Source organism: Janthinobacterium sp. HH102 (genome assembly GCF_001758625.2).
GTDB lineage: Bacteria > Pseudomonadota > Gammaproteobacteria > Burkholderiales > Burkholderiaceae_D > Janthinobacterium.
Window position 1 is genome coordinate 806,826 of sequence record NZ_CP062062.1, and the last position, 22,622, is coordinate 829,447.

The window sequence follows — 22,622 nt, forward strand, 5'->3', positions numbered from 1 at the left end:
GTGACGGCCTGCGGCCTAACCCGACCTACTCCATGCGCTGCCGTCAGAACAACTCGTTCTTCACGGCTTCTTTCGCCTTTTCTTCTTCCGGCGTGCCGCGCGCCGCGCCTTCCAGGCTGCCGACGCCCGTGCCCGGTGGATTTTCCGCATAGTAGTACTCGTCGCCCACGCGGATCAAGCCTTCCGGCACGGCGCGTTCCTCGACGGGAATGCTCTTCAATGCCTTCGCCATGTAGCTGATCCAGATCGGCAAGGCCAGGCCGCCGCCCGTTTCCCGGTTGCCCAGGTTGCGCGGCTGGTCGTAGCCGATCCAGGCGATGCCCACCAGCTTGGCCTGGTAGCCGGCGAACCACGCGTCGATGGAATCGTTGGTGGTACCCGTCTTGCCGGCCAGGTCAGGGCGCTTCAGGGCCATGGCTTTATTTGCCGTACCGAAGCGCACGACGTCGTTGAGCATGCTGTTCATCATGAAGGCATTGCGCTCGTCGATGACGCGGTTGGCTTCCTCGCCCGCCAGGTCCGGCTTGGCTTGCGACAGGACATTGCCGTCGCTATCGGTCACCTTGGCGATCAGGTACGGGTTGATCTTGTAGCCGCCGTTGGCGAACACGGCGTAGGCGCCGGCCATCTGCAGGGGCGTCACGTTGCCGGCGCCCAGGGCCAGGGTCAGGTAGGGCGGGTTCTTGTCCGCGTCAAAGCCGAAGCGCGTCGCGTATTCCTGGCCGTACTTGGCGCCGATCTTGTGCAGGATGCGGATGGAAATCATGTTCTTCGATTTCATCAAGCCCTTGCGCATGGTCATCGGGCCATCGTATTTGCTGTCGTAGTTCTTCGGTTCCCACGCCTGGCCGCCCGTCTGGCCCGCGTCGAACGAGATCGGCGCATCGTTGATGATGGTGGCCGGCGACAGGCCCCGTTCCAGCGAGGCGGAATAGATGAAGGGCTTGAACGCGGAACCGGGCTGGCGCCACGCCTGCGTGACGTGGTTGAACTTGTTGCGGTTGTAATCGAAGCCGCCCACCATGGCGCGGATGGCGCCGTCCGTGGTGCTGGCCGAGATGAATGCCGATTGCACTTCCGGCATCTGCGTCAGGACCCAGGCGTTGTTTTCCTGCATGACACGGATCACGGCGCCGCGCTTGATGCGGCGGTTCGGCGCCGCTTTTTCCGACAGCCAGGCCGCGCCGAAGGTCAGGCCGGGGCCGGTAATGGTGATTTCCTCGCCGGCCGAGGTGACAGCCTGCAACGATTTGGGCGAAGCTTGCAGCACCATGGCGGCGATGATGTCGTCGCTGTCCGGGTGGTCGGCCAGCTCCGTCTCGATCGCGTCATCGGCTTCGGCCTTGGTCTTCGGAATCTCGATATACGCTTCCGGGCCGCGGTAGCCGTGGCGTTTTTCGTAATCCATCACGCCCTTGCGCAAGGCGATGTAGGCGGCGTCCTGGTCGGCCTTGGTGATGGTGGTGTAGACGTTCAGGCCGCGCGTATACGTGTCTTCCTTGAATTGCTCGTAGACCAGCTGGCGCGCCATTTCCGACACGTATTCCGCGTGCACGCCGAAGGCGCTGCTGTCGGTTTTCACTTTCAGCTCTTCATTTTTCGCTTCTTCGTACTGCGCCGGCGTGATGTAGCCCAGCTGCGCCATGCGCTGCAGAATGTATTGCTGGCGCATGCGCGCGCGTTTCGGATTGACGACGGGATTGTAGGCGGACGGCGCTTTCGGCAAGCCGGCCAGCATGGCCGCTTCGGCCACGGTCAGATCCTGGATATTCTTGCCGAAATAGATTTGCGCGGCCGAGGCGAAGCCGTAGGCACGCTGTCCCAGATAAATCTGGTTCATATACACTTCGAGGATCTGGTCCTTGCTGAGGTTTTTCTCGATCTTCCATGCCAGCAAGACTTCATATGCCTTGCGTTTCAAGGTCTGTTCGCTGGACAGGAAGAAATTGCGTGCCACCTGCTGCGTGATGGTCGAGGCGCCTTGCTTGGCGCCGCCCGTCAGGTTGTGCAGGGCAGCGCGGGTGATGCCCAGGTAATCGACGCCGCCATGCTCATAGAAGCGGTCATCTTCGATGGCCAGCACGGCTTTCTTCATGACATCGGGAATATCCTTGATGTGCACCATGTTGCGCCGTTCCTCGCCGAACTCGCCGATCAGCACACTGTCGGACGTGAACACGCGCAGCGGCATCTTGGGCTTGTAATCGGTCAAGGTATCGAGCGCCGGCAGGTTCGGATAGGCCATGGCCAGGCCGAAGACCACCAGCAACACGCCGACGATGCCCAGGCCCAGCAGCGATGCCAGGGCCATCAGCAGGAAACGTTTGGGTTTGCTGCCCTTGGTGGGCGGCTTCGAGCCAGCGGGGCCAGCGGATTTTGAAGATGTCATGCGTCGTATGTCTTTCGGTTAATTATGCCGGCCAATTATAAGCGAGCTTGCCGGGGTGGCAGCGCGCCGTGGCGCTTGCCGGGGGAGTGTTGAAACTTGCCGATACTCTATATAAGCGTGTATTGGCCCGCTGGCAACCAGGATTTGGTAACAATTATCCTGCGCCAGATCACGGCCCCGCCAGATAGGCGCCGCGCGCCGCAGACACCAGCGTGAAATCCGTTTACAAGCCAGCGCTGCCGGGACTAGGCTTGCGGATGGCAGAACCTCCTTCCACGCTGACGTTTCTCTATGAAAAACATGTCCATCAGCAGTCTTCTTGGCACCGGCTTGCTGGGCGTCGACATCGCGGACGACGCCGTGCGCGTGGTCGAGTTGATACGCCGGCGGGGAACACTGGCGTGCCGGCATTGCGGCCGCGCCGCGCTGGCGGCAGGAGTAATGCGTGAGGGCATGATCGAAGATCTGCAGGGCCTGGCTGCCGCCGTGCGCCTGGCATGCCGCGACAGTGGCAGCGGCTGCACGCGCGTGGCGCTGGCCATGCCGGCCACGGCCCTGATCACGCATGCGATCCGCCTGCCTGCCGGATTGCCGGAGGAACAACTGGAAATCCTCGTGGAACTGGAAGCGGGACAATACATGCCGTTTGCGCTGGAAGACGCCAACCTGGATTTTTTCATTCTCGGCCCTGCGCCGCCGCTTGCCGGCCAGACCGGCAGCGAGATCGACGTGCTGCTGGTGGCGGCGCGGCGCGCCAGTGTGCAGCGCCGTCTCGATGCGGCCAAGGCGGCCGGCTTGACGCCCGTCATTATGGATAGCGAGGCGCTTGCCTTGCAGGCGGCGCTCGCGCAGGGCGGCTGGCAAGCCTTGCCCGGCGGCGGCCTGAACTATCAACTGGCCTGGGGCCTGGCCATGCACCGGTACGCCCGATGAAGGCCGTGGCGGAAGTGCCATGCATCAATCTTTTGCCGTATCGCCAGGCGGCACGCCGCAGGCGTATTCAGCGGCTGCTGTGGCAACTGGCCGGCGGGGCGCTGTTGGGATTGCTGACGGCCTTGGCGGCGGGTGCCTGGCTGCAGCACCAGCTCGACGTGCAGTTGCACCGCCAGGAGGACTGGCGCCATGCCATGCAGCAAGTCAATACGGTCCTTGTCACAGGCAAGCGCGTGCAGGGCGAGACGGCGGCCCTGCTGCTGCGCCAACAGGCCATTGCTAGTCTGCAAGAGCAGCGCAATGCCTGGGTACGCATGCTGGCGGCCCTGGCCCAGGCGATGCCGGCTGGCGTCGCCCTGCACAGTGTGCGCCAGGAAACGGCGATGGTGCGCCTGCAAGGGCAGGCCGTTTCGCAGGAAAAGGTCGCGGCACTATTATTGGCGCTGGCGCAGGCCGCGCCCTGGTCCCGGCCGGAAGTGCTTGAAGTGCGCGGCGCGGCCGATGGCGCCGTGGAATGGACGATACGGCTGGCTTTGGCACCCGCTGGACAATCTTGAAGCCTATCCCAGTAGGGAGCGTCTTTCGCAGGCAGCACATCAGGAGCGCGGACAAGGCGCGAGGAGGACGCGTGGCGAGCCACGCGACGACTCCCCGCTTCTGAGGGGCGCTTGCAAGAGATGTATTCATCTACTGGGATAGGCTCTTAGTCGTGGAGGTTGATCATGCTGAGCTTGAAGACCGCGTCACTGTGGCCGCTGCCGGCGCGCCTCGCTTGCGCTGCGCTGGCCGGCATGCTGGTGACTGCCCTGCTGCACGTCACGTGGCTCGATGGACTGATGGCTGCCGTGCGATTGGCGCACAGTGAGGAAGCCCGCTTGCGCGCCGATTATCTGGCGGCGCAGGCCAGGGCAAAGCAGTTGCCGCGGTGGCGTGCAGAGCAGCGTCAGGCCGGCGCCGAGCTGGCCCTGCTGGAACAGCAACTGCCCGACCAGCAGGCGATGGCGGCGCTGTTGACGGACATTAATGCCGCCGGCCAGTCGCGCGGGCTGCAATTTTCACTGTTCAAGCCGGGCGCGGCGCGGCCGCAAGCGCCGTATGTCGCCTTGCCGATCACGATACAGTTGCGTGGCGGCTACCACGCCATGGGCGCGCTGCTGGCAGACCTGGCGCGCCTGCCGCGCATCGTCACGGTGCATGCGCTGGCCTTGACCCTTGGCAAGGATCGCTTGCTGACCCTGGATGCCGTGTTGCAGGCGTATCGTTTGCCCGAAGCGGGGGAGCTGGCGGCGCAAGCGGCATTGCCTTCAAAGGGCAGTGCGCCGGCATGGCGCCCGCTTGCCGCTGTCGCGCCGCATCCCTACGAGGCGGCGGCCCTGGCCGATCCATTTAATGCCTTGCCGCCCGCGCCCGGACAGCGTGGGGGCGTGGCGGGGCCGGACCCGCGCCGCGTGCGCGAGCCGCTGGAAAGCGTGGCCTTGCCTGCCATCACCATGGTCGGCAGCGTGCAACAGGACGGGCGCCTGAACGCGCTGCTGCTGGCGGGCCAGCGCGTGTACCGTGTGGCCGTGGGCCAGTATCTGGGGCAAGACCACGGTGTGGTGACGGGCATCAGTGAACAGGCCGTGCAGTACCGTGAATTGCTGCGCGAGGCGGATGGCCCCTGGCGCGAGCGGCGCGGCAGCCTGGCCTTGCAGGTGGCAGGGGCGAAGGCCAGCCTGCCCGAGGCGGCGCCATGAGGCCGCTCCGCATGCTCGTGGCCGCCATGCTGTGTCTGCATGCCGGTGTCCTTGCCCAGGAGGCGGTGGTGCAGGTGACGGCGCCGCGTCTGTATGCGGGCGATAAAATCTCCGTCGATTTCCAGAACGTGGGCGTGCGCGCGGCCTTGCACATCCTGGCCGATGCGTCCGGGCAAAACATCATCGCCAGCGATAGCGTGGCGGGCAATGTAACCCTGCGCCTGCGCGACTTGCCGTGGGACCAGGCGCTCGACGTGCTGCTGCAGGCCAAGGGCCTGGACATGCGGCGCAATGGCAACGTGCTGTGGATTGCGCCGCGTGAGGAAATCCTCGCGCGCGAAAAACTGGAGCTCGAAACGCGCGCGCAGATCGCGGAACTTGAACCCTTGCAATCAAACATCTTCCAGCTCAATTACCAGAAAGCCGAAGCGTTCCGTACCGTGTTCGGCCTGGACGCGGGGGAAGGGCGCAGCCGGCTGCTGTCGCGCCGTGGCAGCGTGCTGATCGAGCCGCGCACGAATCAGCTGTTTGTCACCGACGTGCCGGCGCGCCTGGAGCAGATCCGTCAGCTGATCGCCAAGACGGATATTCCAACCCGACAAGTCATGATCGAGGCGCGCATCGTCGAGGCGAACGACAGTTTCAGCCGCAACCTGGGCGCGCGCCTCGGTTTTACGGACCAGCGGCTGGCGGCGGGCCAGGTGCCCGGTTTTTCGCTGGGCGGCAGCGGACGCCGCGCGGCCATCGGCGGCACGTATCAGGGCGTGGGCGAGGCGACGGGGCAAACGGTGGCGGGCAGCGGCGCCTTCGTGCCGAACACGCAATTCGTCAACTTGCCGGCCGCCAGCATCAATGGCTTGCAGCCGGCCAGCTTCGCCCTGAGCCTGTTTTCGGCGGCCGCCAACCGCTTTCTGAACCTGGAGTTGTCCGCGCTGGAAGCGGACGGCAGGGGCAAGATCATTTCCAGCCCCCGCGTGGTGACGGCCGACAAGGTGCTGGCGCTGATCGAGCAGGGCATCGAACTGCCGTACCAGGTGGCCACCAGCAGCGGCGCCACGTCGATCACGTTTCGCAAGGCGAACCTGCGTCTGGAAGTGACGCCGCAAATCACGCCCGACGGCAACGTGGTGCTGGAAGTGGACGTCAACAAGGACAGTGTGGGCCAGGAAACCCGCTCCGGTTTCGCCATCGACACCAAGCACGTGCGCACGCAAGTGATGGTGGAAGATGGCGGAACCGTGGTGCTGGGCGGTATTTATCAGCAATCGGAGCGGGGCACGGACAGCAAGGTGCCGCTGCTGGGCGACATCCCCGTGTTTGGTGTTTTTTTCCGCAGCACGGGCCGCAGTCAAGAAAAAACGGAACTGATGGTGTTTATTACGCCGAAAATAGTGGCAGATCGGCCAGCAACACGTTAATGTCACATCTTTACGTTTAAGTAACAATGCAAACGAAAGCGGACTGATGGCGACTATGCGGAATTTTTCTTTTGGCAATACTTCTTGGAGTAGGGTATCGAATTGGCTGGTCATGCTGGCGCTGGGCTCCCTGCTGGCCGCCTGCGGCGGCGGCGGCGGTGATCCGACCCTCGATGGCGGCAGCAGCGGCGGCACGACGGGCGGCGTGGCCGCGACGGTCATGGTGAGCCTGTTGAACGCCGCTGGCCAGCCTAGCAATGCATTGAGCAGCACGACGCCGCTGACGGCCAAGGCGCTCGTCAACGATAAAAATGGCGTTCCTATCAGCAATGCCGTGGTCACGTTTTCGGCCGACCCCGCGCTGGTAACGTTGTCATCGACCAACGGCACGGCGCTGACCGACGCCAAGGGCTATGCCAGTATCACCGTCTCGGCCTTGAATGCGACGGTCACCGGTGCCGGCAAGCTGACGGCCACTGTCGCGGCAGGCACCGCTATGGTCACCGGCGACGCCAGTTATGAAATCAAGACGGCCCAGGCATCGGGCGCCAAAATGACACTGGCGCTGCTCAATGGCGGCAGCGCCAGTAACGCGCTGTCGAGCGCCATGCCGCTGACGGCCAAGGCGTTGGTGACCGATTTGAACGGAAAACCGATCAGCGACGTGTTGGTGGCATTCTCGACTGACAATACCATGGCAGTGATGTCACCATCGGTAGGGACGGCACTGACCGATGCGACAGGTACGGCCAGCGTAACGCTGCGTCCTTTCAGTCTGTCGGCCAGCGGCGCCGCCACGTTGCGGGCGACCACGACGGCCAATGGTGCCGTTGCCAGCAGCCAGATCAATTATGTGCTGGGAGCCACCGACCTGAGTGCCGAGAACATGCGGTTTTCGCCCGCCAGCATCCCGGCCTATGGCACCACCAACGTCACGGTTGATGTCATGGCTGGCAACAGCCTGTACACCGGATCAGGCCAGACGGTAAATTTCAGTTCGACTTGCGTGCAGGCCGGCAAGGCTAGCGTGACCAGCGGCGTGCCGGTAGTCAATGGCAAGGCCACAGCTGTTTTCCGCGACCTGGGTTGCAATGACTACGATATGGTCAATGCCACAGTGGCGGGCAGCGCTTCCATGTATCACGCGACGCTGCCGATCGGCCGCGTCGCGCCGGCATCGGTACAATTTTCCAGCGTCAGTCCGGTAGGAAAATCGATCGTGATTCAGGGGCAGGGCGGCATAGCGCGCACGGAAATGGCTACGCTCACTTTCCGCGTATTCGATACTTTCAACAAACCTCTGGTCGGCCAGGAAGTGACGTTTTCGTTGTTGAACGGCCCTGGCATGACGCTCAATAAAGTGAAAGACACCACGGATGCCAATGGTGACGTCATCACCACCGTGAATTCCGGCACCACCCCGACCACCTTCCGTGTTAAGGCCAGCCTGGCCTCTGGCATTTCCACCTTGTCCGATTCCATCCTAGTAACGACGGGTTTGCCTGTGCAAACGGCGTTTTCGCTCAGCTCCGTCAAGTCTAGCGTGGAAGGCTGGTCGTATGACAGCCCCTTAGGCACCCCTGCCACGACCGTCACTATCTTGCTGGCAGACCAAGCGGGCAACCCTGTTCCTGACGGCACGCCGGTGGTATTTCAGAGCAATTTGGGCGCCATCGGCTCGTCCAGCATGGGCGGCTGCACTACCATGAATGGTGGCTGCTCGGTCGACTTCCGCAGCCAGAACCCGCGTGTGGCGACCAATCCACCTGTCACGCCCTGCAATGATGTCAGCAATGGCGGCACGGCCGACAGCCTGTGGCCCGGTCTTGCTACCGTCTGCGCCAGCACTTCGGACGGGAACAAGACGTTGTTCGCGAAGATCGCCATCTTCCTGAGCGGCAGCCGTCCCGAGAATGTCATGCTGTTCGATCAGTCGGCCCAGGTAAGCCTGGATCGCAGCACCTATGATCTTGGAAGCGTTTCAGCCGCTGCAGTGCGTCAATTCAGCTTGAGATTCAGCGATTTGCATCAAAACCCCATGCCCTCTGGGACCACGGTCGCGATTACGAATATGATCAATGGCGTTGGATCCATTACTCCGGACAGCATACAAAATATCTATCCGCACAACACGCTTGGCGTGGATGACCGTACCGGAGGCAACATTCAAGGTAACCAGGGAGGCCGGCATGCCGTTACAATTAACAGTCTGACGCCGACAAATTGTGTAGCGAATGTGGTCAGCACGTTTAATGTAACAGTGACGACGCCGCTGGGTAACGCCACCAGTTACCCGTTTAGACTGACATTCTCCTGTCCTTGACGTAAGGGGAAACGGGCGCCGTAGAGGCGGCGCCTGCTTATTTTCTGATTGATATAAAAAGTGTCCGAAATTTCCAACAGTAATATCTTTCTTGTCGGCCTCATGGGCGCAGGCAAAACCACGATCGGGCGCATCCTGGCCCGCAAGCTGGGCTTGCGCTTTGTCGATTCCGACCACGAAATCGAGGCACGCACGGGAGCGACCATCCCGTGGATCTTCGAGATCGAGGGCGAGGCCAGCTTTCGCCGGCGCGAGGCCGAGGTCATCCGCGACCTGAGCGCCCAGGAAGGGATCGTCATGGCCACGGGCGGCGGGGCGATCCTCAACGCCGACAGCCGCGCCTACCTGAAGGAGCGGGGCACGGTCGTCTACCTGCGCGCCAGCGTCAGCAACATCCTCGCGCGCACCAGCCACGACAAGAACCGTCCCCTGCTGCAGACGGCCGACCCGCGCCGCAAGCTGGAAGAATTGACGGCGCAACGCGAGCCCCATTACATGGAAGTGGCCGACATTGTCATCGACACGGGCCGTCCTAACGTACAATCGATGGTTCAGACCATCCTGATGCAGCTGGCCAGCCTCGAGTGCGAGGCCTCGCCCAACTGCGTCATTCATGCAGAGCCTTCGATGAACGAGCAATCCAAAATGTTGTTGAGCGTAGACCTCGACGAACGCAGTTATCCGATCGCCATCGGTCCCGGCCTGCTGGCCGACGCCGATGCGCTGCTGCGCCATATCAGCGGCCACAAGGTGGCCATCGTCACCAATACCACCGTCGCGCCGCTGTACCTGGGCCGCCTACAGGCGGCGCTGGCCAGCGATGGCCGCGAAGTGATCTGCATCGTCCTGCCGGACGGCGAAGAATATAAAAACTGGGCCAGCCTGATGCAGATCTTCGATGCGCTGCTGGCCAATAAATGCGACCGCAAGACCACCTTGGTGGCGCTGGGCGGCGGCGTGATCGGCGACCTGACCGGCTACGCGGCGGCCAGCTACATGCGCGGCATCGGCTTCGTGCAGGTGCCGACCACCCTGCTGGCGCAGGTCGATTCTTCCGTCGGCGGCAAGACGGGCATCAACCACCCGCTGGGCAAGAACATGATCGGCGCCTTCTACCAGCCGCGCGCCGTGATCGCCGACACCTCAACACTGGAAACCCTGCCGGCGCGCGAGCTGTCGGCGGGCCTGGCCGAAGTGATCAAGCATGGCGCCATCATCGATGCCGCGTTTTTCGACTGGATCGAAGCGAACATGGACAAGCTGATGGCGCGCGACAAGGGTGCGCTCGCCTATGCGATCGCCCGCTCGTGCGAAATCAAGGCCGACGTCGTGCGTCAGGACGAGCGCGAAGGCGGCTTGCGCGCCATCCTGAACTTCGGACACACCTTCGGCCATGCCATCGAGGCGGGCCTGGGCTACGGCCACTGGCTGCACGGCGAAGCCGTCGGCTGCGGCATGGTGATGGCGGCCGACCTGTCGTGCCGCATGGGCTATATCGACCAGGCGGCCGTCGAGCGCGTGCGCAAGCTCGTCGCCGCCGCCGGCCTGCCGGTGAAAGCGCCGGACCTCGGTGTCGACCGCTGGCTGGAATTGATGGAAGTGGACAAGAAGAACGAGGGCGGCGCCATCAAGTTCATCCTGTTGAAACCATTGGGCAGCCCATGCATCACGTCCGCGCCGCACGAACTGGTGCTGGCCACCCTGGCCGCCGGAGTGCAATAGCCATGACGCCGGAAGACGTCCTCGCCCAAGGATGGCTAGCCCCCTATGCCGCCCATTCGGCACAGGGGCAGGGACGTCGCTTTGCCGAGGCGGCGCACGCCTCGCGCAGCCAGTTCCAGCGCGACCGCGACCGCATCATCCATTCCTCGGCTTTCCGCCGCCTCGAATACAAGACCCAGGTTTTCCTCAATCACGAGGGAGACCTGTTTCGCACGCGCCTCACGCACAGCCTGGAAGTGGCGCAGGTGGGCCGCTCCATCGCGCGCAACCTGCGCCTGAACGAAGACCTGGTCGAAGCCATCGCGCTCGCGCATGACCTGGGCCACACGCCGTTCGGCCACGTGGGCCAGGACGTGCTCAACGAGTGCATGCAGGCGCACGGCGGCTTCGAGCACAACCTGCAAAGCCTGCGCGTGGTCGACACGCTGGAAGAGCACTACGGCGCCTTCGATGGCTTGAACCTGATGTTCGAGACGCGCGAAGGCATATTAAAACATTGCTCGCTCGCGCATGCGCGCGAACTCGGTCCCGTGGCGCAGCGCTTCATCGACCGCACGCAACCGACCCTGGAAGCGCAGCTGACCAACCTGGCCGATGAAATCGCCTACAACAGCCACGATATCGACGATGGCCTGCGTTCGGGCCTGATCACCATCGCCCAGCTGGAAGACGTGGAATTCTTCGGCCGCCTGTGGCGCGACGTGCAGCAGGCGTTTCCCGGCCTGTCGGGCCGGCGCGCCATCTACGAAACCCTGCGCCGCCTGATCACGGCCCTGGCCGACGATCTGATCGTCACGTCGACGGCCCTGATTGCGGACGCCGCTCCCCGCGACGTCAGCGAAGTGCGCGCCAGTCCGCCGCTGATCCGTTTCTCGGACGCCATGCGCAAGGATGCGACGGACCTGAAACGCTTCCTGCGCGCGAACCTGTACCGTCACTACCAGGTCAACCGCATGCGCGTGAAGGCCAGCCGCATCGTGCGCGAACTGTACGACAGCTTCATGGCCGAACCGGCCCTGCTGCCGCCCGATTATCAGGTCAGCGGCGATGATGTGACAAAGCAGGCGCGCAAGATCGCGGACTATATCGCCGGCATGACGGACCGCTACGCGATCCGCGAGCACCGCCGTCTGTATTCGCTCGACGAGCTGTAACGGTCACTGCGTGGACTGACATGCCCGCGCGACGCTGCATGTCGGGTTACGCCGTGCCGGCTAACCCGACCTACCTATGCAAGCGGTCATGGGGAATCTGACGTAGGTCGGATTAGCGCAGCGTAATCCGACATGTCTGCGCGATACCACGACACTTCATGCCAACAATGTTGTCGGATTACGCGCTGGCGCGCCTCGGCGGCCCCGCTAATCTGACCTACTCCGCATTGTCGATCCTGTCAATTGGCATGATCATCTAGGTCCCCGCACGATCACCCCAATATCCGTACGGCAACTTCTTTTCTATCATGGCAGCAAGTCAACAAGGGCTTGCCGCCCATCGTCAAGGAGAGTGTCATGATCGAATCGCGCCGCAGTTTCTTGCGCGCCTTGCCCGCCGTTACCATCGGGGCGGCCATCGCGCCGCTGCCCGGCAAGGCCGCCACCAGGGGCGAAGGCGGCCAGCGCTGGGCGATGGTGGTCGATGTGCAGAAGTGCATCGGCTGCCAGGCATGCACGGTCTCCTGCATCATGGAAAACGCCGTGCCGGAAAACAGCTTTCGCACCGTCGTCTCGACCTATGAAGTCAAGGAAGAGAACCGCTGCGGCACTTACATGCTGCCGCGCCTGTGCAATCACTGCGCCAATCCTCCCTGCATCCCCGTCTGTCCCGTGGGCGCCACCTTCCAGCGCAAGGATGGCGTCGTCGTCGTCGATGGCGACCGTTGCGTGGGCTGCGCCTACTGCGTGCAGGCCTGCCCCTACGATGCGCGCTTCATCAACCACGAGACGGGCAAGGCCGACAAGTGCACGTTCTGCGCGCACAGGGTCGATGAAGGCCTGCTGCCGGCCTGCGTGGAAACCTGCGTGGGCGGCGCGCGCATCTTCGGCGACCTCAATGATCCGGACAGCATGGTGCATCAGCTGCTCAGCGAGAACAAGGTGAAGGTGCTGAAGCCTGAACAGGGTACCCAGCCCCACGTGTTTTACCTGGGACTGGACACGCGCTTCGCCGGCCACGTCGAGGGCGAAGCGACACTTTGGCAACCGAGCAAACACGGGAAATAAACCATGGACAGCCACATCACCGAAATTGTCAACGTCACGCGCGAAGCGGCATGGCTGCCGTGGGCGGTGCAGTATTTTTTCCTCATCGGCCTCAGTTACGGCAGCTTCATGCTGACCCTGCCGTACTTCGTCTTCGGCCGCAAGGCGTATGAACGCCTGGGGCGCATCGCGCTGCTCGCGTCCCTCGTCTGCGGCATGACGGCGCCCGTGGCGCTGCTGGCCGACTTGCACGGGCCGGGCCGCTTCTACCATTTCTACATTTACTTCCAGCCGCAGTCGTGGATGTCGTGGGGTTCGTTCTTCATTCCCCTGTATCTGGGCTGTCTGATGCTGTACGCGTGGCTGGCGCTGCGCGGGGACTTCGCCGCGCGGGGGCAGGGTCGGGACCGCCTGGCCTTTGCCTATCGGCTGCTGGGACGTGGCGGCGCCGCATCGCGCAAGGCCATCATCACCGCCGCCGCCTTCACCCTGCTCGCCGCCTTCGTGGTGGGGCTGTACACGGGCATGGAAGTAATGGTGGTGCGCGCCCGTCCACTGTGGTTCACGCCGTTCCTGCCGGCGCAATTTGCCGCCACGGCCTTTGTCGGGGCGGTGGGCCTGGCGCTGCTGTTCAACCGTTTCCTGCCGGGCCGCGACATGGCGCTGGAAGTGTCCCTGAACCGCGCGCTGGCGCTGTCGCTGGCGCTGGTGCTGGCGCTGGGCGGCGGCTGGCTGTTCGTCAGCCTGTCCGGCGTAAGCGCCAGCCACAGCATGGCCTTTACCCAGGTGGCGGGCATGCCGCAATGGCAGTTCACGGCAGTCTGGGCCGTGCTGTCGTCAATCGTGCCGATGGCCCTGGCCATCTGGCGTCCCGCCACGAGTGGCCTCGTCAACGGCCTGATCGCGCTGCACAGCGCCTGGATGATGCGCTGGACGATTTTCATCGGCGGGCAGAACATCCCGAAGACGGGCGCGGGCCTGTACGACTACCACCTGCCGATGGGGAACGACGGCTTGATGGGGATTATCGGCACGGCCGGCCTGTGGATCGCGCTGCTGTTGCTGATGCTGGAATTTTTGCCATGGGCCGGACGCGTCGTCGCTGCACGCAGCCGTCCCGCCATGGCCACGCACTGAGGAGTCAACAATGAACGATCAAATACACAACGACGACCGCAATGACGTCCCTGAAGACGAAAAAGAAAAACGCCGCAAGCTGCTGCGCTATGGCGCCATCGGCGGCGGGCTGGCCGCCTTTGCCGCCAGCTTTTCCACCACGGCCGGCCGCATGGTCGACCACGCGCTGGGCAAGGACAAACCCGTACAGCGCTTGCACGGCAATTCGCTGGCGCCCGAGTTTTCCGTCGACACGGCCACGGGCAAACTGACGGTCAATCCCGACCAGCAGGTCAGCTACACCATGTGCATGGGCTGCACCACGTTTTGCGGCGTGCGCGTGCGCCTGGATAAAAAAAGCGGCAAGGTGCTGCGCGTGGCGGGCAATCCGTACAGCCCCCTGTCGGCCGATCCGGCGCTGCCGTACCAGACCCCGATACGCGACAGCTTCATTTCCCTGTCGCGTTTCGAGGAAAAGGGCTTGAAGGGACGTTCCACCGCTTGCGGCCGCGGCAACGGCGTGCTGGAACAGATGGAGTCGCCTTTCCGCGTGCTGGCGCCCATGAAGCGCGTGGGACCGCGCGGCGGCGGCCAGTGGGAGCCGATCGCCTTCGACCAGTTGGTCAAGGAAGTGACGGAAGGCGGCGACCTGTTTGGCGAAGGCCACGTGCAGGGCTTGCGCGCCTTGCGCGAGCTGGAAAAACCGATCGATCCGGCGCAGCCGGAACTGGGTCCGCAAGTCAATCAGGTGGGCCTGATGTGCAGCACCGACGATGGCCGTCTGGCGTTCGGCACGCGTTTTTTCAAGCAGTCGTACGGCAGTCTGAACCTGGTCAACCACGGCTCGTATTGCGGCGGCGCCTACCGCAGCGGCTCGGGCGCCATGTTCGGCGACATGAAGAAAATGCCGCATGCGAAAGTGGACCTGGAAAACACGGAGTTCTGCATCTTCGTCGGCACGGCGCCCGGCAATGCGGGCAACCCGTTCAAGCGCCAGGGCACCTTGATCGCGAAAGCCCGTTCGGGCAAGCGCGATTTCAGCTACGTCGTCGTCGACCCCGTGCTGACGAATGCGGACAGCCTGGCCGCGGGCGACCGCAGCCGCTGGGTGCCGATCAAGCCGGGCACGGATGGCGCGCTGGCCATGGCCATGATCCGCTGGATCATCGAGCACGAACGCTATGACCGCAACTTCCTCGTGCAGCCGAACCTGAAGGTGGCGGAAGCGGCAGGCGAAGCCGCCTGGTGCAACGCCACGCATCTGATCATCAGCGAGAAGGGCCATCCGCGCGACGGCCGCTATCTGCGCGCGTCGGACATCGGCGCGGTGGAACTGGCGGAAGAGGAGCGCTACAAGGATGGTGACGCGTTCTGCGTGATCGACGCGGCCACGCAAGCGATCGTGCCGCACAATGCCGCCAAGGGCGAAGCGCGCCTGTTCTTCGACGGCCCGCTGGACGTGACCGGCGCGCCGCTGCACCTGAAGACGGCCATGACGATGCTCAACGAAGAAGCGCAGCGCCACAGCATGGAGGACTATTCCAGCGCCTGCGGCATCCCGCTTGACATCATCGAAGGCCTGGCGCGGGAACTGACCAGCCACGGCAAGCGCGCCGCCGTCAATGCGCACGGCGGCATGATGTCGGGCGCAGGTTTCTATAACGCGTATGCGCTGGTCATGCTCAATACCCTGATCGGCAATTTGAACCGCAAGGGCGGCACCCTGATCAACGGCGGCAGCTTCAAGGATGCGGGCCCCGGCCCGCGCTACAACCTCGAAAGTTTCGACGGCGAGATCAAGGCGACGGGCATGCCGATCGGGCGCAATGTGCCGTATGAAAAAACCTCGGAATTCAAGCTGAAGAAGGAAGCGGGCAAGGCGTATCCGGCCAGGGCGCCGTGGTATCCGAACGCGCCCGCGCTGGCCACCGAATGGCTCACCAGCGCCATGAACGGCTATCCGTACACCTTGAAGGCGCTGATCCTGTGGAGCTGCAATCCCGTCTACGGCATCACGGGCTTGCGCGCGCAGATCGGCAAGGAGCTGGCCGATCCGAAGAAGATTCCCCTGATCGTCGCCATCGACCCCTTCATCAATGAAAGCTCGGCGTTTGCCGACTATCTGCTGCCCGATACCTTGCTGTATGAAAGCTGGGGCTGGGCCGGCGCCTGGGGCGGCATGCCCGTCAAAATGAGCACGGCGCGCTGGCCCGTGGTCGAGCCGCGCGTGCAAAAGACGCCGGACGGCCAGAGCATCTGCATGGAATCGTTCTTCATCGCGCTGGCCAAAACGATGGCCTTGCCCGGCTTCGGCCCGGAAGCCCTGCAAGACATGGAGGGCCAGCGCTTCCCATTGCAGCGCGCGGAAGACTGGTATCTGCGCGGCGGCGCCAACATCGCCTGGCAGGGCAAGACGGCCGTGCCGGAGGCGAGCGACGACGACATCGAACTGGCCGGCGTGGCGCGCATCCGCCCCGAACTGGAGCGCACCCTGAAGCCGGAAGAGTGGCGCAAGGTGGCCTTCATGCTGGCGCGGGGAGGGCGCTACCAGAGCTATGGCGAGATGTTCGGCCTGCGTCTGCCGCCGCCGGCGAATGCCAAGGCACTGGCAGCGCCCGTGCCGGTGCTTGATGAGACGCCGTATCCGCAGGACTGGTCCACGCACCGCTACCTGAAACCGATGATGCTGTACAACGAGGGTCTGGGCGTGAGCAAGAACAGCTTGAGCGGCAAGCGTTTTCCCGGCACGCCCGCCTGGAGGGTGGCGGCGTTCGCCGACGGCACGCCCGTGCGCAAAACCTACCCGGCCAGCGAATGGCCGTTCGAGTTGATCAGCTTTAAATCGGCGCTGCAGAACTCCTACAGCATCGGTGCGCGGCGCTTGCGCGGCATCCATCCGGACAACCCGGTCGCCGTGCATCCCGACGATGCGGCGCGCCTGAAGCTGGAAAATGGCGACCAGATTTATCTGGAGACGCCGGGCGGCAAGGCCAGGGCCACGGTGATGCTGCGCCACGGCGTGCAGCGCGGCGTGATCGCCGTCGAACACGGTTTCGGCCACAAGGAGCACGGCGCGCGCGCCCACCGCATCGGCAAGCTGCGCCAGCCCGACGAACCGGCCATCGGCGCGGGCATCAACCTGAACGACCTGGGGCTGACGGATCCGAGCCGCGGCGACAAGAACGTGTTTGTCGATCCCGTCTCGGGCACGTCGGTGCGGCAGGGGCTTCCTGCCCGCATCGTGCGGGCCTAGATTTGCCCACCCGCCATCAGCAGCCGGGCCACCTCGGCTGCTGAATGCAGGCCCAGTTTTTCCATCGCGTTATGGCGGTGCACCTGCACCGTCTTGTCGCTGATACCGAGCTCGCGGGCGATGACTTTCGAGGCCTTGCCTTCGGCCATCAGCAGCGCCACTTCGCGCTCGCGCGCGGTGAGCCTGGCCAGCGCCGTTTGCGCCGTATTCGCGCTGGCGGCGCTGCGGCTTTCTTCCACGCTGCGGGCCACGGCACGCGAGACGGCGTCCAGCAATACCTGGTCCTTGCACGGCTTTTCCAGAAAATCGCAGGCGCCCGCTTTCATCGTCTGCACGGCCATGGCCAGGTCGCCGTGGCCGCTGAGGAAAATCACGGGCAGCGATATGGCGTGTCCGGTCCTGTTATTCAACTCCTGCTGCAGTTCCAGTCCGCTCATCAGCGGCATGCGCACGTCGAGCAGCAGGCAGCCCGGCACATGGCCCTCGTAGCGCTGCAGGAAGTCGCGCGCCGATTCGAACGTCTGCACTTGCCAGCCGGCCGAATCGAACAGATAGGCCAGCGAGCGGCGCATGGCGGCGTCGTCGTCGACGACAAAGATGATCGCATCGCTTTCGTTCATGGTGTTTCCTTATCTACTTCCATATGCGTATCTTCGGGCAGGCGGAACCAGACCGTCAAGCCTGGCGCATCGGCGTTGGCATGGGCCGACAGGCTGCCGCCGAACGACTCGATGATGCTTTTGCTGAGGGACATGCCCAGTCCCAGGCCTTCGGCCTTGGTGGTAAAGAAGGGCTCGAACAGGCGCGCCATCTGCGCCGCATCGAGGCCGCAGCCGGCGTCGCGCACGGCCACCGTGCAGGCGCCGTTTTCGCGGTGCAGCAGCACGCCGATCGGGTGCTGCGGATGGTCGTTTTCCACCTGCGCGTCGAGCGCATTTTTCAATAAATTGAGCAGCACCTGCTGCACTTGCTGCGGGTCGGCCAGCACGCGCGGTGCAGCGCTGACCGCCTCGTGACGCCAGCTGATATTGGCTTGCGGATGGGCCGCGCGGAACAGCGATACCGCCTGCTCCACGGCGTCGGCCAGCGCGAAGGCCGTGCTGTGCGCGGGACGCTTTTGCGCCATCGCGCGGATGTGCCGGATGATGGCGCCCGCGCGCTCGCTTTGCGTGGCGATTTCCTGCGCGCCGTCGAGCAAGGGCGCCGCGTCGAGCCGTCCCGCCGTGATGCGGCGCGCCATGCCGCGCGCGAAATTGCCGATGGCCGCCAGCGGCTGGTTCAATTCGTGCGCGATGGCGCTGGCCATTTCGCCCAGGATGGCCAGGCGCGCCGTGTGGTCGAGCGTGGCCTGGCGCTGGCGCGCCTGTTCTTCCAGCGCGCGCTGCTGGTGCTGCGCCGCGCGCAATTGCTCCGTGCGCCGGCTGACCAGGTATTCCACGCGCACCGTGTGCACTGCCCACGCCACCAGCAAGGCCAGCACCAGCAGCATCCAGCCCCAGTAGCGGCGCAGGGCCGTCTCGAACGTCAGCTTGTTCAGGTAGGCGTAGGGGCCGATGCGCAGTTCGCGGAACAGTTCGTCGACGATCTGGTAATCGCTGGGCACCGTCCAGCTGTAGCCCTCGCCGGTGCGCGGCATGGCCAGCAGGGCCTGCGCCACTTTTTTTGCCAACGGGGGCGGCGTCTGGCGCAGGACCACGAAGGGCCAGTCCGGATACAGCCGCGACGAGCTGGCGCAGCGAAAACCGGGAATCGGACGCGTGGTGATGACGCGCAGTTCCTCGGCCCGCACTTCGCCGCGCGCCACCATCTGTTCCAGCAAACAGGTGCGCACGATGCCGGCGTCCATGCTGCCAGCACGCACGGCCTCGACGATCTGCTGCGAAGGAAAGCCGCTGTAGCGCAGGCTGGCAAAATCGTGCGCGGGATCGATGCCCGCTTCCTGCAGTTCGCGCGCGGCGATCTGGTAGCCGCCAAACGCGTCGGGCGCCACCGCCATCACGTTCTTGCCTGCCAGGTCGGCCAGGTCGTGCAGCGGCGACGCGCTGCGCACGACGATGGCCGAGCCGATGGCCTGGCGCGGCGAGTCCGTCCACGGCGACTCCAGCGTGGCGATGCGGCTGGCGCCGTCGCTGTGTTCGAGCGCCACGTAGTGGCCGCTGCTGGTGATGGCAAAGGCGATGGCCTGCGACTGCACGGCGCGCGTCAGGCCCGCCTGGTCGTAGTCGGCCAATGTAAAACGGATGCCGGGGATGCTCGCTTGCAGGTGGCGCGTCACGTACGACCAGTCCTGCTGCACGGCGTCGCCGCCCTTGTAGGCGAGCACGCCTATTCTCACCTCTGGTACCTCCGGCAGCGCGTCAGCCGCTTGCGCGCCGTGCAGGCACAGCGCCGCCAGCGCCAGTGCTACAAGCCTGCGCACTAGAACATGCTGCGCTGCGCCGCGCGCGCATCGCCGAACAGGTCCAGCAGCAGTTTCTTGATCGGTGCGGGCAGCGGCGCGTCGGCGATCTTCGCGCCGTCGTACCAGACGTGCGTGGACTCTCCGGCCAGCGCCAAACGGCGCGCCAGGGTGATGTGGCAGGGGACGATGTGCAGCTTGTAGTGGGTAAACCCGTGCACGATGGGCAGCAGCCGTTCCTGGGTCTCGATTTCGCCGAACGGCGCCACGGCGCGCGCCAGGGCCTGCTGGCTTATCTCGCGCGGTGCGACTTCATCGGCCAGCACGTGGCCATCGAGTTCCGGCAGCGACAGCAAGCCGCCCCAGATGCCCGAGCCGGGGCGCTGCTCCAGCAGCACCTGGCCGTCGTCGATGATGACGAGCATGACGGCATGTTTTTCCGGACTGGTTTTCTTCGGCTTGCGTACAGGTAAGTCTTTGACCCGATGGGTGGCGTAGGCCACGCAGCGCGGCTGCAGCGGACAGCGGCCGCAATCGGGGCTGCTGCGCGTGCACAGGGTGGCGCCGAAGTCCATCAGGCCCTGCGTGTAGGCTTCGATACCTGTTTCAGGCAGCAGCGCCTCGGCGCGGCGCCACATGGCTTCCTCGACCCGTTTTTCGCCGGGATAGGCGTCGATGCCGAAAGTGCGCGCGAATACGCGCTTGACGTTGCCGTCCATGATGGCCGCGCGCGTGCCGCTGGAAAACGCGGAAATGGCGGCCGCCGTCGAGCGGCCGATGCCGGGCAGGTCGGCCAGTAGCAGCGGGTCGCTGGGGAACACGCCGTCATATTCGGCCACCACGCGCTGCGCGCACTTGTGCAGGTTGCGTGCCCGCGTGTAGTAACCGAGGCCGCTCCACTGCGCCATCACGTCTTCCACCGGGGCTGCGGCCAAATCGCGCAGGGTGGGGAAGCGTTCGAGGAAGCGCGCGTAGTAGCCGAGCACGGCGGTGACCTGTGTTTGCTGCAGCATGATTTCGGACAGCCAGATCAGGTAGGCGTCGCGCGTGTTTTGCCACGGCAGCGCGTGGCGGCCATGCTGCTTTTGCCAGGCGATGACGGTGGCGGAAAAAGTCGGGTCGACGTAATCTTCCAAAGGTGCCGCGCCCGTGGCGGGCGAGAGCGGATGCAGCAGACGTTTCATGCAGGATTCCAGGGTTGTATTCAGTGCGTAGGGTTCATGCGGCGCTGGCCGCGCGCAAGGCCGCCAGCAATTGCGCCAGCTGCGCCTTGTCGCGTTCGAGCGCCGCCAGGCTCGCTTCGAAGCCGGCGATTTTCTGTTCCAGGCTGCCCGTGGCGTCATGGATGCGCTGGATCGAGGCAAAGCGCAGTTTCAGCTGTTCCTTGTACTCGACGATCTGCGCTTCGAGCGGCGCCATGATGACTTTCAGCCAGGCGCTGGCGTCGTCGTTGGCGTTGGTGAAACTGCGGCGCACGCGCGAGGCGATGGTGTCGAAGAATTTTTCCATCAGCACGACGCGGCTGGTGGTCAGCAGGGTCGCCGTGCCGAACTGTTTATGGTAGACGGCTTCGATATCGGCGATCTCCTGGCGGTAGCGGGCCAGCGAAAACGGCATCGGCAAGGCCAGCGCCAGGCCATGTTCGGAGGCGAATTTGCGGTACATCACGTTCATCATTTCCGTGATCTCGGCCGTCTTGCCTTCCGAGCGGTCGAGGTTCTGGCCGATACGCTCGAAATACTGGCGCACGGCTTCGCGCAGGCCCGTGAAAAAGCGGCTGCGCTGCATGGCGGCGCGCACGCCGTCGATATCGTCGCGCACGATGTCCATGCCCAGGCTCGTGTACAGCTCCGTCGACAGCCGGGTAAACACGGCGCGCGTCGCTTGCAGCTTGAACAGGCTGCTGTCGAATTCCTTCTTCTCGATGTCGATGCGCCGCATCATGTGGGCGATCACGCTCTGGTTCTTGCCGCGCAGGCTGTGCAGTTCATGCAGCTGCTCGGCGATGCCGCGCGCGCGGGCCGCCGCCTGCACCTGCTGCGCCGCTTCGATGGCGTCCAGGTCGAACGCCAGCTGGCGCCGGATGATGTCCTTGCGCGCGGGAATCAGCTCCTCGAACAGGGCCGTCTCCAGCGCCTGCAGGCGGCTTTTTTCCAGCAGCGCCGCATCGTGGTTGATCTTGCCCACCAGGGCCTTTTGCGCCGAGACGGGGAACACCTGGCCCGCGTCCAGCGTCAACAGGTGCGCCACGCTGGCCTGCTGGCGTTCGATGGCCTGCGCCACCTCGGCATCGCCGCGCAATTCATCCCACATGCTGTCGATCTTGTTGAGCACCACCAGGCGTCCCGCGCCGGCGCCGATATGGTTGCGCCACACTTCGATGTCGCTGCGCGTGACGCCCGTGTCGGCCGCCAGGATGAACAGCACTGCGTGCGCATTCGGGATCAGGTTCAGGGTCAGTTCCGGTTCCGTGCCGATGGCGTTCAGGCCGGGCGTGTCGAGGATGACCAGGCCCTGTTTCAGCAGCGGATGGGGAAAGTTGATGATGGCGTGGCGCCACATGGAAATTTCCACCTGGCCGTCCTCGTCGAGCATGGCGGGAGCGTCCGCATCGCCGGCGTCATACAGGCCGTAGCGCGCCGCTTCTTCCACGTTGACTTTTTTCGTCAGGCTGACCTGGCGGATGGCTTCCTGCATGTCGTCGCCCGCTTCGATATTCAGGGGCAGGACGGTCCAGGCGGCGGGCAGTTCGCGGTAGTCGCTGGTCGACAGGTTCTGCGCGCGCGTCTCGATGGGCAGCAGGCGGATCGATGGCGGCCAGGCCGCGTCGTACAGCAGCTCGGTGGGGCACATGGTGGTGCGGCCCGCGCCCGAGGGCAGGATGCGCTGGCCATAGCCGGCAAAGAAGATGGCGTTGATCAGCTCGGATTTGCCGCGCGAGAATTCCGCCACGAAGGCGACGGATAAACGGTCATCGAGCAGGCGGGAGCCACAGCGCGCCAGGCGCAGCGCGGAGGCGCCGTCGACCAGGCCCGCCGCGCTGGCGGCTTGCCGGTATGCCTGCAAGGCGGCCTGCACGTCCTGTCGCCATGCGCTGTATTGTTCCAGGTCTCTGACCATCTGGCTCCCTCTG

14 protein-coding genes and 1 pseudogene are annotated in these 22,622 nt (G+C 64.4%); 10 read left to right on the top strand and 5 right to left on the bottom strand.

Annotated features, from left to right (window positions below; genetic code table 11):
• Window positions 1-43: 43 nt before the first annotated feature.
• Window positions 44-2,389, bottom strand: a complete 2,346-nt coding sequence (locus tag JAB4_RS03680) for a penicillin-binding protein 1A (RefSeq protein WP_070221690.1) — start codon at window positions 2,387-2,389, stop codon at window positions 44-46.
• Between the two features lie 300 nt (window positions 2,390-2,689).
• Here JAB4_RS03680 and pilM point away from each other — a divergent pair, with 300 nt between their 5' ends.
• The 10 genes and pseudogenes from pilM (at window position 2,690) to JAB4_RS03730 (ending at window position 17,091) form a co-directional block, all read left to right on the top strand.
• Window positions 2,690-3,322, top strand: coding sequence for a pilus assembly protein PilM (gene pilM, locus JAB4_RS03685; protein WP_070221689.1), 633 nt, complete (start codon window positions 2,690-2,692; stop codon window positions 3,320-3,322).
• The gene (locus JAB4_RS03690; protein WP_070221688.1) at window positions 3,319-3,879 is read left to right on the top strand and encodes a PilN domain-containing protein; all 561 of its coding nucleotides are present in this window, start codon (window positions 3,319-3,321) and stop codon (window positions 3,877-3,879) included. Before pilM ends, JAB4_RS03690 begins: the two co-directional genes overlap by 4 nt.
• A gap of 165 nt (window positions 3,880-4,044) precedes the next feature.
• Window positions 4,045-5,058 (top strand): pilus assembly protein PilP, encoded by a 1,014-nt coding sequence (locus JAB4_RS03695; protein WP_070221687.1) that lies wholly within the window; start codon window positions 4,045-4,047, stop codon window positions 5,056-5,058.
• A gap of 86 nt (window positions 5,059-5,144) precedes the next feature.
• Window positions 5,145-6,476 (top strand): annotated as a pseudogene (locus JAB4_RS03700) (type IV pilus secretin PilQ family protein); the annotation flags it as partial.
• 112 nt (window positions 6,477-6,588) lie between these two features.
• On the top strand, window positions 6,589-8,799 hold the full coding sequence (locus tag JAB4_RS03705) for a hypothetical protein (RefSeq protein WP_070221686.1): 2,211 nt from the start codon (window positions 6,589-6,591) through the stop codon (window positions 8,797-8,799).
• Between the two features lie 60 nt (window positions 8,800-8,859).
• A complete protein-coding gene (gene aroKB, locus JAB4_RS03710) occupies window positions 8,860-10,521 on the top strand; it encodes a bifunctional shikimate kinase/3-dehydroquinate synthase AroKB (RefSeq protein WP_227742089.1) in 1,662 nt (553 codons plus the stop codon).
• A gap of 2 nt (window positions 10,522-10,523) precedes the next feature.
• The gene (locus JAB4_RS03715; RefSeq protein ID WP_070221684.1) at window positions 10,524-11,675 is read left to right on the top strand and encodes a deoxyguanosinetriphosphate triphosphohydrolase; all 1,152 of its coding nucleotides are present in this window, start codon (window positions 10,524-10,526) and stop codon (window positions 11,673-11,675) included.
• 357 nt (window positions 11,676-12,032) lie between these two features.
• Window positions 12,033-12,743 (top strand): sulfate reduction electron transfer complex DsrMKJOP subunit DsrO, encoded by a 711-nt coding sequence (dsrO, locus tag JAB4_RS03720; RefSeq protein WP_070221683.1) that lies wholly within the window; start codon window positions 12,033-12,035, stop codon window positions 12,741-12,743.
• A 3-nt stretch (window positions 12,744-12,746) separates the two neighbouring features.
• Window positions 12,747-13,859: an NrfD/PsrC family molybdoenzyme membrane anchor subunit gene (gene nrfD / locus JAB4_RS03725; RefSeq protein WP_070221682.1), complete on the top strand. Its 1,113-nt coding sequence runs from the start codon at window positions 12,747-12,749 to the stop codon at window positions 13,857-13,859.
• Between the two features lie 10 nt (window positions 13,860-13,869).
• Window positions 13,870-17,091: a molybdopterin dinucleotide binding domain-containing protein gene (locus JAB4_RS03730; RefSeq protein WP_070221681.1), complete on the top strand. Its 3,222-nt coding sequence runs from the start codon at window positions 13,870-13,872 to the stop codon at window positions 17,089-17,091.
• On the opposite strand, the gene JAB4_RS03735 is transcribed toward JAB4_RS03730, so the two are convergent.
• The 4 genes from JAB4_RS03735 to JAB4_RS03750 are packed head-to-tail and all read right to left on the bottom strand — an operon-like array spanning window position 17,088 to window position 22,609.
• A complete protein-coding gene (locus tag JAB4_RS03735; protein WP_070221680.1) occupies window positions 17,088-17,711 on the bottom strand; it encodes a response regulator in 624 nt (207 codons plus the stop codon). The two genes, JAB4_RS03730 and JAB4_RS03735, sit on opposite strands and share 4 nt — an antisense overlap.
• Window positions 17,708-19,510: a sensor histidine kinase gene (locus JAB4_RS03740; RefSeq protein WP_083287310.1), complete on the bottom strand. Its 1,803-nt coding sequence runs from the start codon at window positions 19,508-19,510 to the stop codon at window positions 17,708-17,710. Before JAB4_RS03740 ends, JAB4_RS03735 begins: the two co-directional genes overlap by 4 nt.
• The gene (gene mutY, locus JAB4_RS03745) at window positions 19,510-20,673 is read right to left on the bottom strand and encodes an A/G-specific adenine glycosylase (RefSeq protein WP_070221678.1); all 1,164 of its coding nucleotides are present in this window, start codon (window positions 20,671-20,673) and stop codon (window positions 19,510-19,512) included. Before mutY ends, JAB4_RS03740 begins: the two co-directional genes overlap by 1 nt.
• Before the next feature lie 34 nt (window positions 20,674-20,707).
• The gene (locus tag JAB4_RS03750) at window positions 20,708-22,609 is read right to left on the bottom strand and encodes a dynamin family protein (protein ID WP_070221677.1); all 1,902 of its coding nucleotides are present in this window, start codon (window positions 22,607-22,609) and stop codon (window positions 20,708-20,710) included.
• Window positions 22,610-22,622 lie beyond the last annotated feature (13 nt).

What these genes read in the sequence shown, in the direction of transcription:
- JAB4_RS03680 (WP_070221690.1), bottom strand. Translation starts at nt 2,389, where the DNA reads ATGACATCTTCAAAATCCGCTGGCCCCGCTGGCTCGAAGCCGCCCACC.
- pilM (WP_070221689.1), top strand. Translation starts at nt 2,690, where the DNA reads ATGTCCATCAGCAGTCTTCTTGGCACCGGCTTGCTGGGCGTCGACATC.
- JAB4_RS03690 (WP_070221688.1), top strand. Translation starts at nt 3,319, where the DNA reads ATGAAGGCCGTGGCGGAAGTGCCATGCATCAATCTTTTGCCGTATCGC.
- JAB4_RS03695 (WP_070221687.1), top strand. Translation starts at nt 4,045, where the DNA reads ATGCTGAGCTTGAAGACCGCGTCACTGTGGCCGCTGCCGGCGCGCCTC.
- JAB4_RS03705 (WP_070221686.1), top strand. Translation starts at nt 6,589, where the DNA reads ATGCTGGCGCTGGGCTCCCTGCTGGCCGCCTGCGGCGGCGGCGGCGGT.
- JAB4_RS03715 (WP_070221684.1), top strand. Translation starts at nt 10,524, where the DNA reads ATGACGCCGGAAGACGTCCTCGCCCAAGGATGGCTAGCCCCCTATGCC.
- dsrO (WP_070221683.1), top strand. Translation starts at nt 12,033, where the DNA reads ATGATCGAATCGCGCCGCAGTTTCTTGCGCGCCTTGCCCGCCGTTACC.
- nrfD (WP_070221682.1), top strand. Translation starts at nt 12,747, where the DNA reads ATGGACAGCCACATCACCGAAATTGTCAACGTCACGCGCGAAGCGGCA.
- JAB4_RS03730 (WP_070221681.1), top strand. Translation starts at nt 13,870, where the DNA reads ATGAACGATCAAATACACAACGACGACCGCAATGACGTCCCTGAAGAC.
- JAB4_RS03735 (WP_070221680.1), bottom strand. Translation starts at nt 17,711, where the DNA reads ATGAACGAAAGCGATGCGATCATCTTTGTCGTCGACGACGACGCCGCC.
- mutY (WP_070221678.1), bottom strand. Translation starts at nt 20,673, where the DNA reads ATGAAACGTCTGCTGCATCCGCTCTCGCCCGCCACGGGCGCGGCACCT.
- JAB4_RS03750 (WP_070221677.1), bottom strand. Translation starts at nt 22,609, where the DNA reads ATGGTCAGAGACCTGGAACAATACAGCGCATGGCGACAGGACGTGCAG.